12 protein-coding genes are annotated in these 15,907 nt (G+C 72.0%); 5 read left to right on the forward strand and 7 right to left on the reverse strand.

Going from position 1 to position 15,907, the window contains the following annotated elements:
* Positions 1-282: 282 nt before the first annotated feature.
* Complete coding sequence (locus tag OG698_RS29715) at positions 283-1,026, reverse strand: GntR family transcriptional regulator (RefSeq protein ID WP_406106640.1); 744 nt, start codon at positions 1,024-1,026, stop codon at positions 283-285.
* Between the two features lie 522 nt (positions 1,027-1,548).
* Positions 1,549-1,830: a hypothetical protein gene (locus OG698_RS29720; RefSeq protein WP_406106642.1), complete on the reverse strand. Its 282-nt coding sequence runs from the start codon at positions 1,828-1,830 to the stop codon at positions 1,549-1,551.
* Between the two features lie 79 nt (positions 1,831-1,909).
* Here OG698_RS29720 and OG698_RS29725 point away from each other — a divergent pair, with 79 nt between their 5' ends.
* The 4 genes from OG698_RS29725 to OG698_RS29740 all read left to right on the forward strand — a co-directional run bounded on the left by OG698_RS29725 (position 1,910) and on the right by OG698_RS29740 (position 5,644).
* On the forward strand, positions 1,910-2,668 hold the full coding sequence (locus OG698_RS29725) for a GntR family transcriptional regulator (RefSeq protein WP_406106644.1): 759 nt from the start codon (positions 1,910-1,912) through the stop codon (positions 2,666-2,668).
* A gap of 200 nt (positions 2,669-2,868) precedes the next feature.
* Entirely contained in the window at positions 2,869-4,533 is a 1,665-nt protein-coding gene (ettA, locus tag OG698_RS29730; RefSeq protein WP_326712961.1) for an energy-dependent translational throttle protein EttA, read from the forward strand.
* Positions 4,533-4,973 carry an acyl-CoA thioesterase gene (locus OG698_RS29735; protein ID WP_399978273.1) on the forward strand — a complete coding sequence of 147 codons (441 nt, stop codon included), beginning with the start codon at positions 4,533-4,535 and terminating at the stop codon, positions 4,971-4,973. The genes ettA and OG698_RS29735 overlap by 1 nt, the downstream gene beginning before the upstream one ends.
* A complete protein-coding gene (locus tag OG698_RS29740; protein WP_406106645.1) occupies positions 4,970-5,644 on the forward strand; it encodes a hypothetical protein in 675 nt (224 codons plus the stop codon). Before OG698_RS29735 ends, OG698_RS29740 begins: the two co-directional genes overlap by 4 nt.
* A gap of 39 nt (positions 5,645-5,683) precedes the next feature.
* Here the strand turns inward: OG698_RS29740 and OG698_RS29745 are convergent, their stop codons facing one another.
* The 4 genes from OG698_RS29745 to OG698_RS29760 form a co-directional block, all read right to left on the reverse strand.
* Positions 5,684-6,640 carry an ABC transporter ATP-binding protein gene (locus tag OG698_RS29745; protein WP_384244389.1) on the reverse strand — a complete coding sequence of 319 codons (957 nt, stop codon included), beginning with the start codon at positions 6,638-6,640 and terminating at the stop codon, positions 5,684-5,686.
* 88 nt (positions 6,641-6,728) lie between these two features.
* On the reverse strand, positions 6,729-9,503 hold the full coding sequence (locus OG698_RS29750; RefSeq protein ID WP_406106648.1) for an FtsX-like permease family protein: 2,775 nt from the start codon (positions 9,501-9,503) through the stop codon (positions 6,729-6,731).
* Between the two features lies 1 nt (position 9,504).
* A complete protein-coding gene (locus OG698_RS29755) occupies positions 9,505-12,864 on the reverse strand; it encodes an ABC transporter permease (protein ID WP_406106650.1) in 3,360 nt (1,119 codons plus the stop codon).
* 141 nt (positions 12,865-13,005) lie between these two features.
* Entirely contained in the window at positions 13,006-13,410 is a 405-nt protein-coding gene (locus OG698_RS29760; RefSeq protein ID WP_406106652.1) for a globin, read from the reverse strand.
* Between the two features lie 220 nt (positions 13,411-13,630).
* On the opposite strand from OG698_RS29760, the gene OG698_RS29765 reads away from it, so the two are divergent.
* Positions 13,631-14,617: a methyltransferase domain-containing protein gene (locus OG698_RS29765; protein WP_406106654.1), complete on the forward strand. Its 987-nt coding sequence runs from the start codon at positions 13,631-13,633 to the stop codon at positions 14,615-14,617.
* An 11-nt stretch (positions 14,618-14,628) separates the two neighbouring features.
* Here OG698_RS29765 and OG698_RS29770 read toward each other — a convergent pair whose 3' ends face one another.
* Positions 14,629-15,897: an FHA domain-containing protein gene (locus OG698_RS29770; RefSeq protein ID WP_406106656.1), complete on the reverse strand. Its 1,269-nt coding sequence runs from the start codon at positions 15,895-15,897 to the stop codon at positions 14,629-14,631.
* Positions 15,898-15,907: the final 10 nt, after the last annotated feature.

Genomic DNA, 15,907 nt, shown 5'->3' on the forward strand with positions numbered 1-15,907 from the left:
CTGGCTGCGACAAGCGCTGGCCCCGGCTTGCAGCGACTCTGAGAGTTGTCCTCAGAGCTCCCGCGAGGTCCGTCGCCACGGCGCGCAAGTCGCCCGATGCCACCTTCTCCGCGGTGAGTAAGTCTGATGCCTGGTCTAGGAGTTCGGCAGCCATCCCCAGTTGGATGGCTTCGGTGTTGTCGGCCAGGCGGGACAAGTAGCCGTTGGCGTCGTCAGTGCTCAAGTAGCAGGCCCTGCCCTCAGGGTCCGACCATGGGAGGAGCCGCAGTTCGTTGGGTGACGTCATCGTTCCCTCTTCCTCTCTTCGGGCACGGGGTGGGTGATGAAGTAAGCGTCTGCGCGGTGGCTGGGGAGGACCAGGAGTGCTGCCTCGACCACGCGACCCGTTCCGTCGATCGCTACGCGAGTGATGTCGAGGACGGCGAGGGTGGAACTGATCTGGAGGATTTCCACTTCCTCGGGCGTCGGCAGGCGTGCTGCCAGGCGTTCTCGGATCTCTGCCAGTGGTGGGCAGGGAGCCGCCGGTTTCGCCTCGAAGTTCGCGCACGAAGGCGGCTCACAGGGCAGGTTCCGCTCCTGCAGATCGCGCGGCACGTAGATCCGGGCAAGGCTGTGTGGGGAGGTCCCCTCATTGCGAACGCAGAGGAACAGAGTGAGTTCGGTGTTGGCCGGCACCCGCAGAAGAGGGATCAGATGTCCTTGCGCCTGGAGGTGGGTGGTGCGGACGGTCGCCCGAAGTACCGAGTCGATTGGGCTGGCCACAAGGGGTTTTAGACCCCCGCCGACGTACGTGAGACGGCGGGACGTGAGGGCGACGAAGTTCCCCTTGCCTTGGGTCTTCTCGATGAGGCCTTCGCTCTGCAGGAGTGCCAGAGCGTTCCGCAGCGTCGACGTACTCACTCCGTACCGGGAGGCGAGTCTTGTCTCGGACGGGAGGCGTTCGCCTGCTTTGAGCTGGCCGGTCGTGATCTGACTTCGCATGTCGTCGGCGATGACTTGGCGTCGGGAGGGCACGGTGTCAGTCACCGCCTTCCCAGCACTCGGAGGGCGATCAGCCGAGTCCGCGAGTGCATGGTCAGGAGCTCCCCGGAATCGAACCGGAGTTGTTTGGCTCCTCCGGGGAGTTGAACCAGATCGGCTACGCGGTGTGGACTGCCGCCGACTTCGATGACGTCACCGCGCCGGACGCTTGCCATCGTGATCTCGACAGGTGCAGCCACCACGCCGCTGAGCGCCCACCCCCTCATTGGGGCACCTCTTGCGCACTGCCTCCGTCGGTCATCAAATGGCAACCACAACTGCACGTCTCGTAGATCAGAGGTGCGTCGATCACGGGGGTGGCGGGGAATGGTTCAGCACACGCACCGTGGGTGCCGATCCAGCACGCGGTCGACCTGTAGGGAACGGTCGCTCCGTACGTGATGCCAGGGGGCTGGCCGGGCGGCATCAGAAGGTCCCTGCCAGTACGACGAAAGCCAAAGGCGGGATACGCCATGCGCCGGTGCGGTGACCGGTACGGCAGCTACGGTTGAACACGCTGATCAGCTCCTATCGCTGACTGCCAGGCCCCCGGACCTCACCCGTCGCGGGGGTCTCTGTATGTACGGCGGCCCATAACGTGCGGCCGTTGAGGCTGTTGGCCAGGAGCCCGAATCGGTCGGCCTCCGCCATTGCTTCCAGGGCCACCCGCCACTTCTCGGCGGGGAGCGAATCCGGTACCTCCGCTTCGATCACCAGGTGACGGGCGTGCTCTGTCACGCGGGGAGTAAGTCCGAGCGCGATCAGTCGGGCGGCGATGTCTTCGGCGCCTGCACCCGAAGCAGCAGACACAGCTCCGCCCCCGTCACTCGTCGATCACTCTCGGTCAAGCTAGTTAACTAGATTAGAGCTAGTGGACTAGATTTTCCATATGTCTGAGCAGCCGCCGTACCTCCGCATCGCTGACGTGCTCCGACGTCGGATCGCGGACCAGGAATGGGTGCCGGGGGACCGGCTTCCCTCCCGCGCCCAGATCGCCGAAGAGTGCGGCGTCGGTGAGAACGTGATCCGCCGGGCCCAGGAGTTGCTGATCTCCCAAGGCGTACTGGAAGGCCGTGCGGGATCCGGGACGTATGTCGCCGCACCACGTCAGCGCGTGCGCGTTGTCCGCTCCTCGGCGCGTGAGCAGCCCGACGGCTCCCCGTTCCGCGCGGACATGAAGGCCGCGGGTAAGCAGGGTGACTGGGAGAGTCGTACCGAAGCCAAGGTGCCGGCGCCTGCCGAGATCGCGGTGCGACTCGGCGTCTCTGAGGGCGATCTGTGCGTCCGTACTGTTTACGAGTTCCTGGCCGACGGCAGGCCTGTGCAGCTGTCCACGAGTTGGGAGCCGTACGACCTCACAGCCGGGACGCTCGTCGTTCTCCCCGAAGGTGGGCCGCATGCGGGGGCGGGAGTCGTGAATCGGATGGCGGCGATCGGCGTCACCGTCAGCCACGTCGTCGAGCAGCCGGAGCCGCGCCAGGCGAGCGCCGAGGAGGCGTCACTCCTCGGTATTCAGAAGTCCGCCCTCGTGACACACATTCGGCGCACCTACTACAGCGATCAAGGACGGCCCGTCGAGACAGCCGACATCGTCGTACCCGCTGCCCTCTGCGAGATCGTCTACGAGGTTCCCATCGGGCGTCAGTGAGATCGTTCCCGGGCCGTCACTGGGCCGTGCGAGGTTGCCCGAGGGTGACCAATGGCGACCAACAGTGACGGCTCTGCTGTGGTGGACTCGGGTCGAACGCCCAGTTCAGGGCCTCAGGCGCATACGGGTTTCCATCCAGGGATGGACGTCAGGCAAGATGGGGTGTATCTGCCCACACATCGATTGCCGGACGGTTTCTCTTGGCTGAGTTCATCTACACCATGCGCAAGACGCGCAAGGCGCACGGCGACAAGGTGATTCTGGATGACGTCACCCTGAACTTCCTGCCCGGCGCGAAGATCGGTGTCGTGGGTCCCAACGGTGCCGGTAAGTCCACGGTGCTGAAGATCATGGCGGGCCTCGAGCAGCCGTCGAACGGCGAGGCCTACCTCTCGCCCGGGTTCAGCGTCGGCATCCTCATGCAGGAGCCGCAGCTCGACGAGTCGAAGACGGTCCTGGAGAACGTGCAGGACGGCGCCGCCGACACCATGAAGAAGCTCCACCGCTTCAACGAGGTCGCGGAGCTCATGGCGACCGACTACTCGGACGCCCTCCTCGAGGAGATGGGCAAGCTCCAGGAGGACCTGGACCACGCCAACGCGTGGGACCTGGACGCGCAGCTCGAGCAGGCCATGGACGCCCTGGGCTGCCCGCCCGGCGACTGGCCCGTCAACAACCTCTCCGGTGGCGAGAAGCGCCGCGTGGCGCTGTGCAAGCTCCTCATCGAGGCCCCCGACCTGCTGCTCCTCGACGAGCCCACCAACCACCTCGACGCCGAGTCGGTGAACTGGCTGGAGCAGCACCTCTCCAAGTACGCGGGCGCCGTGGTCGCCGTGACCCACGACCGCTACTTCCTCAACAACGTCGCCGAGTGGATCCTCGAGCTGGACCGCGGCCGCGCGCTCCCCTACGAGGGCAACTACTCGACGTACCTCGACAAGAAGGCCACGCGCCTCAAGGTCGAGGGCCGCAAGGACGAGAAGCGCGCCAAGCGGCTCAAGGAAGAGCTCGAGTGGGTGCGGTCCAACGCCAAGGGCCGCCAGACCAAGTCCAAGGCCCGTCTCGCCCGCTACGAGGAGATGGCCGCCGAGGCGGACAAGATGCGGAAGCTGGACTTCGAGGAGATCCAGATCCCGCCGGGCCCGCGCCTGGGCAGCATCGTCGTCGAGGTCGAGAACCTCTCCAAGGCCTTCGGCGACAAGGTCCTCATCGACGACCTGTCGTTCACGCTGCCGCGCAACGGCATCGTCGGCGTCATCGGTCCGAACGGCGCGGGCAAGACCACGCTGTTCAAGATGATCCAGGGCCTCGAGACGCCGGACAACGGCTCGATCAAGGTCGGCGACACGGTCAAGATCTCCTACGTCGACCAGAGCCGCGCCAACATCGACGCCAAGAAGACCCTCTGGGCCGTCGTGTCGGACGAGCTCGACTACATCAACGTCGGCCAGGTCGAGATGCCGTCGCGCGCGTACGTCAGCGCCTTCGGCTTCAAGGGCCCGGACCAGCAGAAGCCGGCCGGCGTCCTGTCCGGCGGTGAGCGCAACCGCCTCAACCTCGCCCTGACGCTCAAGGAGGGCGGCAACCTGCTGCTCCTCGACGAACCGACGAACGACCTCGACGTCGAGACCCTGTCGTCGCTCGAGAACGCGCTCCTCGAGTTCCCGGGTGCGGCCGTGGTCATCTCCCACGACCGCTGGTTCCTGGACCGGGTCGCCACGCACATCCTCGCCTACGAGGGTGACTCCAAGTGGTACTGGTTCGAGGGCAACTTCGAGTCGTACGAGAAGAACAAGATCGAGCGCCTCGGCGCGGACGCCGCGCGCCCGCACCGTGCCACGTACAAGAAGCTGACGCGAGGCTGATCGTGCGTCACATCTACGCCTGCCCCCTGCGCTGGTCGGACATGGATGCCTTCGGGCATGTCAACAACGCTGTCTTCGTGCGGTACTTGGAAGAAGCGCGGATCGACTTCATGTTCCAGCTGGCGCCCGGGGACGGGTCGCCGTCGTTCTCCGGCGGGTCCGTCGTGGCCCGCCACGAGATCGACTACGTACGCCCGCTGGTGCACCGGCACACGCCGGTCACCATCGAGTCGTGGGTGACGAAGATCGGCGCCGCGTCGCTCACGATCGCGTACGAGATCAAGGACGAGGACCAGCTCTACGTGCGGGCCTCGACCGTGGTTGTGCCGTTCAACCTGGAGGCGCAGCGGCCCCGGCGGATCACCGCCGAGGAGAAGGCGTACCTCCAGGAGTACATGGACGACAGTGCCGACAGCGGCTCGGGGGCGCTGGCCGCATGACGGCACCCGTGCTGCACTTCGCCGACGCCGGGGAAGGGGCGGACCTCGCCGCCTTCCTCGGCCGGCTCGTGCACTACGACCGGGCCGCCGCCGTGCGGCTCCAGGCGGGCGGACAGGCGCTTGCCGTCTTCGGGCGGCCGCCGTCGTTCGAGGTGCTCGCGATCCGCACGGCCCGCCTCCTGAAGCCGTACGAGTACGGGCTCGACAGCTCGCTGGACGTGACCGTGTCGGCCGGTGAGCTGCTCGAGTCGATCGACGAGGCCGCCGGGACCGCGCGCGTGCCCACCGCGGTGACCGGTCCTCCGTGGGCCGGTGTCCTGCCCCCGCGCGGCGGCTGGGAGCTGGTTCCCGGCTTCCCGGACGTGGACGTCGTACGCGGGCTCGTACGGGCCGCTGTCGCCGAGTTCAAGGCGCGGGTCGACGAGTTGGCTCCCGATGCGCGCACGCGCGCCGAACTGGACCGGACCGGGCACGAGATCTGGTCACGGACCATCGGCGACACCGGGGTTCCGGTGCGGGCCGCCCACGCGGCCCAGTCCCTCGGATTCCTCCGCGGGGACGCGCTCGACCTTCTCAGCAGCGGCTCGTGGCTGCGGCTGCGCACGGCCTACGGCTCCGTGGCGCTGCGGCGCGGCAATGGGATCTCCGGCCTCTCCGTGTCGCCCGTCTGACGACCGCGCCGGACACCTGCCTCCCGGTACGGATCAGGATCAGCCCGGCTCGGTGTCGTCCGGCCACACCCCGATGTGGTCCTCCTCCAGCTCCAGGAGCACCCGGTCCCGCATCCCCAGCGCCCGCGTGTGGTCCGCGGGGAGCTGGAGCCGGCCCGCGCGGTCGAGCATGGCGTACTCCCGCGAGATCAGGGACTCCTGGCCCGTGGCCGCGTCGACCTCCGTGCGGCGCAGGACCTCCGTCGAGGTGCGGCCGTCGCGGATGGCGACGGTGCGGCGGACCTCGGAGGCGACGGCCTGGTCGTGCGTGACGATCACGATGGTCGTGCCCAGCTCCTCGTTCGCCGTGCGGAACGCGGCGAAGATCTGCTCGCCCGTGTGGGAGTCCAGCTCGCCGGTCGGTTCGTCGGCGAGCAGGACCGACGGCTCGTTCGCGAGCGCCACCGCGATGGCGACGCGCTGCTGCTGGCCGCCCGACAGCGCCTGCGGACGCCGGTCGCGACAGTCGCCGACGCCCAGCAGATCGAGGAGTTCCACGGCCCGCCGGGACTTGTGTGAGCGCTTGGTGCCGCCCCTCAACTGCATCGGGAGCGCCACATTCTGAGCTGCCGTCAGATAGGGGAGCAGATTGCGGGCCGTCTGCTGCCAGACGAAGCCGACGATGTCCCTGCGGTAGCGCAGGCGCTCCTTCGCGCCCATCGTGAGCAGGTCGCAGCCCGCGACCTTCGCCGCTCCCGCCGTCGGCTCGTCGAGCCCCGCGAGGATGTTCATCAGCGTCGACTTGCCGCTGCCCGACGCGCCGACCAGAGCCATCAACTCGCCCTCGCGCACCAGGAGATCGAGCCCCTGGAGCGCCTGCACCTCGACGCCGTCGGTGGAGAAGATCCGCACCAGCCGGTCGCAGGTGATCAGGGCGTCATGGCCGTACGCGGGCTGGTCGCGGCGGTCCGCGGCGCGCCGTTCGAGATCGGCGAGGGTGGGGTCGGTGGTGGTCATGAGGTCTCTCCCGGTGTCCCTTCGGCCCTCGCCGTGGCTGATCCTGTTGCTGCCGTGAGGTCGTGGTCGTATGCCTGCCCGCATCGGTTCATGACGTTTCCCCCGCTCTCAACTCCCGTACGAACCCCCGCCGTCCGGTCCACCAGGCCTGACCGGCCGCCACGGCCGTGGCGAGCAGAACGACGCCCAGCGCGGGCAGCAGGAGCGACAGGGCGTCGGTGCGCAGCTGCGCCACCGGGCCCCCGCCGCCCGCCGACGCCAGGGCCAGCCCCGTCAGGTCGAGGCCCGGCGCGAGGAGCCGGATCGCGGCCCACCCCGTGAGGGCGCCACCCGCCGCGGCCAGCACGGCCTGGGGGAGCGCTTCGAGGATCAGCAGGCGGCGGGCCTGGCGGCGGGTGAGGCCCATGGTGCGCAGGCGCGCGAGGAGCGCGGTGCGTTCGGGGGCAGCGCGTGCCAGGGCGAGAAGCAGGGTCAGGGCCGCGTAGCCCGCGCCGATGACGACGGCCGCCGAGTAGACGCGGGCGGCGCCGGTCTGGAGGGGCGAGTCGACGTACCGGGCGCGTTCGGTGGCGCGCAGCCGCACCGACACCTCGGAGCCCGCGGCCTTGCGAAGGGCGGGCCCGTCGATGTGGTCGCCGGTGACGAGGAGGGAGCTGGGGAGGTAGTGGGATGCGATGCCCTGGTTGGCCTTCTGGCCGACGCCGACCCGGCGGGCCAGGGCCGTCCGGTCGACCACCAGGAAGTCGTCGGACAGCGCGGGCGTGGTCGTACGGACCTCGGAGATGCGCAGCACGATGTCCTCGCCATCCATCAACAGCGAGAACGGCCCGGTCCCGAAGACGTCCCGCATCGAGGGGGAGGCCAGCGCGGGGAGCGGGGACGCGGCGGTGCCGGGCCGCGCGGCGTTCGTCGTCAGGGCTCCGGCGGGGAACGGCCCGAGGTCCGTACGGGCGGCCAGGCGCGCGTACGACGCAGTGTCCACGGCCGCGAGCGGCACCTGGCGCCGGCCGTCCTTCGGCGCGGCGTCGTACCGCAGCGTGAGTGGCGACACGTCCCGCACCCCGGGGATCTTCCTGACCTGTCCGGTGAGTGCGGTGGGCAGCGCGGAGCCGGACTCGACGCGGGCGTCCGCCCCGGTCGCGAGGACCGCCGCCCGGTCCCGTTCGTGATCGATCCCCGCGAGGACCGAACCGCCGAACGCGGCCGTCGTCAGCGCCGTGAGCAGCGCGAGCAGCGGGAGTACCGCCGTACCGGCACCGGCCGTCGCGCGGCCCGTCCTCGCGAGCGACAGATAGCCGACGACGCCGCGCAGCCGGCCTGCCGGGCGGGCCAGCCAGCGCAGCGGCAGCGGATACACGCGCACGAGGACGAACGCGGCGACGACCCCGACCAGGACCGGCGCGAGCGCGACCAGGCTGTCCCCGCCGTCTGCCGTCCCCCGGCGGCGCAGCGCCACGATGGACGCGACGGCCAGGACGAGCAGGGTGAGTTCGGCGACCGTGCGGCGGCGCGAGGGGCGGGCGTGGGCGAGGTCGTCGCGCGCGCCGCCCACCTGGACGCGGCGGTGCGCGGCGGCGGCCCGCAGGGGCAGCGCGAGGCACGTGAGCAGGACGACCCCGGCGGCCGCGAGCACGGCGGGCTGCCAGCGGCCGTGCCGGACCGCGACCAGCGCGAGCGCGAGTCCGGCGGCGCCCGCGGGCACCGCCACGACCGCCGTCTCGGCGAGCAGCCGCCCGGCGAGCCCGCGCACCGAACCGCCGCGCGCACGCAGGACGCTGAACTCGGCACGGCGCCGCTCGGCGGCCAGGCCCCCCGCCATCAGGAGCACGATGCAGGCCACCGTGCCGGTGCCGTACGCGGCGACGGAGACGACCGGGCCGATACGGGACCGCAGTTCCTGGTAGCCGGTGATGAACTCGTCGAGTCCCGTGGCGACCTCGGTGTCGCCGCCCGTGGCCACGCGCACCGCGAGCAGACCCGGGCCGTCCTCCGTATAGGCGAGAGCGGACTTGAGGGCGGGCATGGTGCGCGCATCGAGGGAGCCCAGGTCGGGCGCGAGCTGCCAGAATCGCTCGGGGTCGCCGGCCGTGCCGAGCAGCGCGGGCGCCGCGTCGGGCGCGAGGAGGAGCCCGCCGACCCAGTAATCCGACGGAGGTCTCCCGTGGGTCTGGTGCAGCGACGGGGCGGCGAGGACCGGAACGGCCGCCCAGTACGACGCCTTGGGGTCCCGCACCTTGAGGACACCGGTGATGCGCACGGACACGTAGCCCTTCATCAGGGCGGGCACATGGATGACCGAACCGGGCTTGATGTGCAGCGCCTTCGCGGTCGCGGTCGTCACCGCGCCCTCCACCTCGGTCGTCTCCCAGGTGACCTTGCCCGCCGCGCGCGGCAGCCGCCCCGCAGCGACCGTGCTGTGCCGGGCGAGGCCGCTCTGCGCGGAGAGGGTGAACTCGGCGGGCAGCCCGTCGGGCCGCGGCAGCCACATGTCGGTGGCCGCCTTCAGCAGCGTGGTGGTGCGCAGCCCGTACGAGGATTGCGCCCTGTCCACGGCGAGCGGCGCGCGCAGGGAGTCGAGGACGTCCTCGTACGCGGTGCTCATGGACTCGGAGCGCATCAGCTCGTCCCGAGCGACCGACTCCTGTCCGGAGCCGGCCTGCGCGGTGAGCGTGAGGACGGTGCGCGGGGGCGCCTCGGCCGAGACCGCGTGGCGCAGGCCCGCGTCCTCGTAGTCCTCGACGGCCCGCGGGAACACGGCGGCCAGGAAGGAGGTGAGGGCGACCAGGAGCGCGAGCGCCCAGGCGGCGCCGCGCGCGGTGCGCACACGGGTGCGCACCCAGGGGGCGACGGTCGGTGGCGTCATGTCACTCACTCCCCTGGCGGCGCAGTGTGACGGCGGCGTCCGGCGGCCGGCGCAGGGCGAGGCCCGCGGTGATCAGGACGGGCGTCACCGCGACGCCCGCGAGGAGCAACAGGACCTGCCCCCACGGCAGTTCGATCAGGACCCGGGGCATCGGCTGGACGGCCTGCCCGGTCAGTACGACGAGCGGTACGACGGCTCTCGTGAGAAACGTCCCGAGGGCCAGTCCCACCAGGAGGGCGAGCGCGACCAGGATGCCCTGCTCGGCGGCGACGAGGCGGGCGAGCTGACGCCGGGGCGCGCCGAGCGCCCGCAGGATCGCGAACTCGTTGCCGCGCTCGCGCATCGAACCGGCAGTGTTCACGGCGAACCCGATCGCGGCGAGGAGGGCGGCGGCGACGGCGGCCGCGGCGAGCGCCGACTGCGGTCCCGCGCCGAGCGGGTCGTCGCGCAGCGACTCGGCGATCTCGGACCGCACGACGACCTGCGCCGGCTCGGCGTCGGGGCGGGCGCGCAGCGCGGCGGCGGCCTCGGCACTGCGGCCGGGCTCGGTGCTCAGCCACCACTCGCCGGGCAGGGCGGGCTCCTTGTGCCGGTCGGTGAGCGCTCGGTTCAGGGCGCGCAGATCGAGCAACAGGGCGCCCCCGTCAGCGGACTTGGGGCCGGTGGCCGTCTCGGTGGTGGTGTCGGCCCCGGCCTCGGGTCCCGTGGTCGGCAGGGCGCGTACGCTCGCGGAGATCCGCACCTTGAGGGGCGAGCCGTTGACGGGGACCGCGACGGTGGACCCGACCTTCGCGCCGGACGAGCGCAGGAAGCGGTCGGTGGCCACGGCCGTGACCTCCTTGACCGCGGGTCGCTTCGCGGTGAGCCGGACGCTCATGCTGGGCGCCGCCCCGAACGGGATGTCCAGCGGATTGAGCTGCCCGGTGTCGAACCCGACGGACACCTGGCCGCCCGACAGACGTTCGAGCACCGGGGTGCCGGGCCGGGTGCCACCGTTTCCTTCCGAGCCCCCCTGCGCGGACGCCCGCCACCGCGTGCCCAGCTTCAGCGACTGCTGCACCCCTGCCGCGTTCACGGACCGCAGTCCCTCGAACGTCAGGCGGTGCTTCACGGTCTCGGTGACGGGCTGGTCGATGTCGAGGGCCAGGCCGGTCAGGGTCAGCGGCGTCGCGGGCCGGTCGAGGGAGAGGGAGCCGCCCCCGCCGAGGCTCATGGCGAGCCGGTGCGCGCGCCCGTCGGCGGGCAGGTCGTCCAGGAACAGCTGGTACGGGATTCCGTAGCGGTCCTCGACGGTCGCGGTGACGCTGCCCTTCACATCGGACGGCGAGGCGGCGTGCGGACGGGCGGGCGTGCTCAGCCGCAGGGTGAGGGAGGCGCCGGTCGCGTCGGCGGGCAGTACGACGCCGGGGGAGCGGTCGCGGCCGCCGGTGCGCAGCGACGACAGCAGCCGCGAAGGGGACTTCTCCGACAGGTCGTCGCGCAGCATCAAGTGGTCCGTGGCGTGCGCCGTGTCGAGGGCCAGGAGCGTCGTTTCCCGGCCTCCGCTCAGGGGCATCGTGGCGCGCACGGCGGGCGCCGCGTCCCGTACGCCGGGAGCCGCCGCGTAGACCCCGGCCTGGCCGAGCCCGCCTCCCGGTGCGAGGACGCGGAGGGAGGCGCCCGCCCGGAAGTCCGCCTGGTCCTCCTGCGAGCGGTTCCAGGACGCTCCCTGCCCGATCGCCAACATGCCCATGGCGACCGCGAGTACGAGGAGCAGGACGGGGCCCGCGCCGCGCAGCGGGCGGCGGCTGAACTGCCAGCCCGCGAGCGCCGCCGGCAGCCCGCGCCCGCCGGCCGCGCGCCGCTCCGCGAGCTTCGCGGCGGGCGGCAGCAGCCGCAGCGTCAGGACCGTACCGGCGAGCAGGGCCAGGGCGGGGGCCGTGACGAGGAGCGGGTCGATGCCGAGGGTGCCCGAGGTGTTGCTGCTCAGCGCGCCCGAACCGGACGTCTGCCGGTCCAACTGCCAGTACGCCACGGCCGCGATGACCAGGAGGCCCACGTCGGCGCCCGCCCGCAGCGGCGCCGGCAGCGACCTGGCGCGGCCGCGCTCGGGACCTGCGGCGCTCAGCGAGGGCACCGTCACGGCGAGCGCGCAGCCCACCGCGACGGCCACGGCGACGAGCCACACCCCGCGGCCGGCCCCGACGTCGAGCCGCAGCCCGATCCGCGACAGGGCACCCCAGGAGGACAGCAGCCGGATCAGCGGGCCTGCGAGGAGCGGTGCGCACACGGCCGCGGGCAGCGCGAGCAGCAGCGCCTCGATCGCCGCGAGCGAGGTCACCCGGGCCCGCGAACCGCCGCGCGCCCGCAGCATCCACGTCTCGCCCGCGCGCTCCGTGCTCAGCAGCCGGGCGACCAGGAGCAGCGTGTACGTGGCGAGCAGGACGAGCTGGAGCGCGACGATGAGGAGGGTGGAGCGGGAGACGAGCAGGGCGCGCTCCGCCCGGTCGAGGGTCTCCGGCAGCGACGTGTTCACCCCGGTCGTGCCCGCGAGCGCCTTCTCGCGCAGGAGCGCCTTGGTGCCTTCGCGGGCGCCGGTGCGCAGCGCGTCGATGTCCGCCGTCGTCACCGACGAGAAGTCGGCGGACGCCAGCCAGGCCGACTTCCCGGCGGAGACCCGGCCGGCCGCGAGGGCGGAGGGGGCGGCGAGCAGGGGCCCGTACGTCGTGAAGGAGATCTTCTGGATGCCGCGGCCGCCGAGGTCGTCGAGCTTCCAGTAGGGGGCGGTCGGCCTGACGGGCCGGTACACGCCGGTGAGCACGACCGACACCGTGGGGCCGCCGAGGCGGTCCTTCAGCGTGAGCTTGTCGCCGGGGTGCAGCTTCAGCTGCCGGGCGGCGGTCTCGGGGAGTGCAGCCTCGACGGGCGCCTCGGATCCGTGTGGCGCCTCGGATCCTTGCGCCGCCTTGGGGGCGCGGCCCTTCGTGATGCGGACCTCGCCGCGCTCCAGCGCCGCGAACTGGGTCAGGTCGGGGTTCCCGGAGCGGGCGGCCGGCGGCTGGAGCGAGCGCGGCAGCGCGTACGGGCCCGACCTCATCAGCGTCTGCACGCTCACCGGCAGCCCGCCGAAGATGTCCCGCGCCCCGGAGCGGACCGCGGCGTCCGCCGCCTCGCGGCCCTCGGCGGGCACATCGGCCTTGACCGTCAGCGCCGTGGTCGCGGCGTCGCGAGTGCGCAGGCTGTTCCGCAGAGCGGCGTCACCGATCGCGCCCGAGAAGGCGCTGAGCATCGCGAGAACGGACGTCGTCAGCAGGACCGCGAGAAGCGCAGCGGTCAGGAGCAACCGGTGCGCGCGCACCCTGAGTAGGACAAATCCCGACACCCCTGCCCCCGTACCCGCTCTGCGCCGCACATCCCCCGAAAGTCTGTCCGGATGCTTTCAGAGCGAACGGAGTTGGGGAAGGGGTTTGAACCGGATATCGGCGGTGCCACATCGGATAACGGCGTATCGGACAGCGGCGTATCAGCCCGCCGTGTTCACCATCGAAGCCGCGGCATACGTCAGGTAGTTCCAGAGCGTGTGTTCGTGCTCCTCGGGCAGGCCGAGCTCGTCGACCGCGGTCCGCATGTGCCGCAGCCACGCGTCGTGCGCCGCCCGGTCCACGGCGAACGGCGCGTGCCGCATCCGCAGACGCGGGTGGCCCCGGTTGTCGCTGTAGGTGCGGGGACCGCCCCAGTACTGCATCAGGAACAGCGTGAGGCGCTCCTCGGCCGGACCCAGATCCTCCTCCGGGTACATCGGCCGCAGCAGCGGGTCCTGTGCGACCCCCTCGTAGAAGCGGTGGACCAGGCGCCGGAAGGTCTCCTCCCCGCCGACCTGCTCGTAGAAGGTCTGCTCCTGAAGCGTGCCGCGCGGAATCTCGGTCACGTCGGTGGGCCTCACAACTCTCGCTCGGGTCACCCCGATGCCTTTCCGGCCGGGGGTCCCGGGGTGGTCCCCCGGGAAATGCAGCACGTGTCCATCGTCTCAGACGACCGGGACGAGGACTTGAGGCTTAGGCCCTGCCCGCCGGCCCTGCCCTTCCAGCACCGGAGTACACCCCGGACGGGGGCTCGCTCTTACGTCCCCGGCACAGCACAGTGGACGTATGGGCGCACAAGGCACGGACCCGGAGGCGGGAGCCGAGGCGGCGCGGGCCGCGCTCGTGCGGGAGATCGCCGTGAGCGGGGCCTTCGACGGCGACCCGGCCTGGCGCGAGGTGTTCGAGCAGGTCCCGCGCCATGTGTTCGTGCCCTTCTACTACCTTCCGGCGCCGACCGGCTATCGGCGGCTTTGGCGCGAGGACCCCGACCCGCGGCAGCGGGAGCGCTGGCTGCGCGGCGCCTACGTCGACGAGCCGCTCGCCACCCGGGTCCGCGACGGAGAACTGGTCTCGTCCAGCAGCCAGCCGTCCCTGATGGCGCGCATGCTCATCGAGCTGGACGTCCACGAAGGGGACCGCGTCCTGGAGATCGGCGCGGGCACCGGCTACAACGCCGCGCTGCTCGCCCGCCGCGCAGGCGACGAGAACGTCACCACGGTCGACCTGGACCCGGAGATCACCGAGACCGCGCGCCGGCACCTCGCCGCGGCGGGCTTCCGGCCGGCCGTCGTCACGGGCGACGGTGCGACCGGCTGCCCCGAGCACGCCCCGTACGACCGGATCATCGCGACCTGCGCGCTGCGGGCCGTGCCCAGTGCCTGGCCCGCGCAGTGCAGGCCAGGGGCGCGCATCCTGGCGCCCCTCGCGACCGGTCTGATCCTGCTCACGGTGCGCGAGGCCGGCCAGGCCGAGGGACGCTTCCTGCACACGCCCGCCTACTTCGTGCCCCTGCGCGGAGCGACGCAGGGCGAGGAACCGGTGCAGCACATCGGCGGGCTGCCCCGCAGGGTCCTCGCCGACGAACTGTTCCGGTTCCTGCTCTCGCTGACCGCGGGCCGGCTCGACCCGCACGAGGCCCTCGCCCTGTGGGAGCGGGAGGGACGGCCCGTGCGGGAACGGTTCGGCATCACGGTCAGCGGCGAGCACGAGTGGGCCTGGCTGGACGACCCCGAAGGGCCGTACGCCTGGTCACTGCGGCCGGACCGGATGTAGGCGCAGCGGGGCTAGCCCCGGTGGATCGTGATCGTCGTCCAGGCGCCCACGTGCACCCGGTCGCCGTCCTGGAGCGGCACGGGGACGAAGGGCTGGATGGGCTCGTCGCCGCCGTTGACCGTGGTGCCGTTCGTCGAGTTCTGGTCGACGACCGCCCATGATCCGTCCGGCTGCTGTACCAGCACCGCGTGCTGATGCGAGACGCCCGGGTCCTCCGGCGGCACCGACAGATCGATGTCGGGGGTGTCGCCCGTGGAGTGGCGGCGACGGCCGATCGTCAGCTGGTTCCCGGTGAGCCGGCGCTGCTGCTCGGGCGAGTACGCCGGCAGGTTCAGGCCCGAGGCCTCGGGCCCGCTGCGGTGCATCATCGCCATGAAGTACTCACGGTCCGGGCCGATCGTCGCGCTCCAGGAAACCGGCTGCTGCTGGAAACCCTGGGGCGCCTGAGGGGCCTGGGTCTGCTGCGGCGGCGGGAAGCCCTGCGGGCCGCCCGGCGCCTCGGTCGCACCGGGACCCGGACCCTGCTGCGCCGGGGCCGACGGGGGCGAGAGCACCCAGTCGTCACCGCCGCCGAAGGACGGACCCGATGGACCCGGGGGAGGCGGCGGACCCTGCGGGCGGCCGGTCTCCTGCGGGAACGCGGGCGGGGCGGGCGGACCCGGCTGCTGGAACGCCTGCGGGGCCGCCGGCGGACCTGGCTGCTGGAATGCCTGCGGGGCGCCACCCGTGCGGGGGCCCGGCGGGGGCGGCGGGCCCTGCGCCGGGTCGCCGCCGAACGGCGGGATCGGCTCGGCGGGCCGGTTCATCTGTGAGGGCCGCGAGCCCTGGTACTCGAACGAGTCACCGGGACCGGGCGGCTGCTGCTGGAAGCGGAGCGCCGGGTTCGGGCCGACGGGACCCTGACCGGGACCCTGACCAGGACCTTGGCCGGGGCCGGGCATCGGCGGGTTCGGCGCGGCCGGCGTGTAGGACGTGGCCGTGTTCGTCAGGAAGTTCCACCGGCACTCCTCGCAGAACGGCGCGCCGCCCTCACGGGGCGTGCGGCACTGCGGGCACAGCTCGGGGCCGGCGCCGGGCGGCGGCGGAGCGGGCTGCCCCGCGTTCCCCGGCGGCGGGTAGCCGTAGCCGGGAGGCGGGGTCTGACCGCCCGGGGGGTAGCCGTAACCGGCGGCCGGGGGCGGCGGCGGAGGGGGCGGGGGTACGGCACCGGCCATGCGGTGACCGCAGACCTCGCACCAGTCGTCGGAACCCGACTGGTGTCCGTTCGGGCAGGTCGGCATGTCGGCGCTT

Source organism: Streptomyces sp. NBC_01003 (genome assembly GCF_045162695.1).
Classification (GTDB): Bacteria; Actinomycetota; Actinomycetes; order Streptomycetales; family Streptomycetaceae; genus Streptomyces.

What these genes read in the sequence shown, in the direction of transcription:
- OG698_RS29725 (WP_406106644.1), top strand. Translation starts at nt 1,910, where the DNA reads ATGTCTGAGCAGCCGCCGTACCTCCGCATCGCTGACGTGCTCCGACGT.
- OG698_RS29740 (WP_406106645.1), top strand. Translation starts at nt 4,970, where the DNA reads ATGACGGCACCCGTGCTGCACTTCGCCGACGCCGGGGAAGGGGCGGAC.
- OG698_RS29745 (WP_384244389.1), bottom strand. Translation starts at nt 6,640, where the DNA reads ATGACCACCACCGACCCCACCCTCGCCGATCTCGAACGGCGCGCCGCG.
- OG698_RS29750 (WP_406106648.1), bottom strand. Translation starts at nt 9,503, where the DNA reads ATGACGCCACCGACCGTCGCCCCCTGGGTGCGCACCCGTGTGCGCACC.
- OG698_RS29765 (WP_406106654.1), top strand. Translation starts at nt 13,631, where the DNA reads ATGGGCGCACAAGGCACGGACCCGGAGGCGGGAGCCGAGGCGGCGCGG.
- OG698_RS29770 (WP_406106656.1), bottom strand. Translation starts at nt 15,897, where the DNA reads ATGCCGACCTGCCCGAACGGACACCAGTCGGGTTCCGACGACTGGTGC.